The organism is Candidatus Hydrogenedentota bacterium (genome assembly GCA_016791475.1).
Taxonomy (GTDB): Bacteria; Hydrogenedentota; Hydrogenedentia; order Hydrogenedentales; family JAEUWI01; genus JAEUWI01.
This window is the reverse complement of sequence record JAEUWI010000443.1, coordinates 274-528: the sequence shown is the minus strand read 5'-3', so window position 1 is coordinate 528 and position 255 is coordinate 274. Positions and strand designations below refer to the sequence as shown.

Genomic DNA, 255 nt, shown 5'->3' with positions numbered 1-255 from the left:
AGAGCGTGCGCTGCTGTCCGTCGATGACCTCGTACCCTCCGTCCTTTCGCACGGCCCAGTACATGACGTTGAGGGGGAAGTCTTTGCGAACGGTTTCGACGACGGCGTTGCGCTGCTTGTCCTTGTAGATGAACTCGCGCTGGTAAGGTGGGCGGATGTCGAGCTTGCCGCCATAGGCGACGACGCCCGCCTCGGCGTTGTCGAGGAAGCCGTCGGTGAGTTGCTCGACGGTGATCTTGTGGAGTGCGATCTTCA

At 61.2% G+C, this 255-nt stretch carries 1 protein-coding gene; it reads right to left on the bottom strand.

The window, feature by feature from the left end; all coding sequences use genetic code 11:
* Nucleotides 1-250 (bottom strand): DUF262 domain-containing protein (locus JNK74_30160; GenBank protein MBL7650434.1); only part of this gene is annotated, 250 nt, incomplete at its 3' end.
* Nucleotides 251-255: the final 5 nt, after the last annotated feature.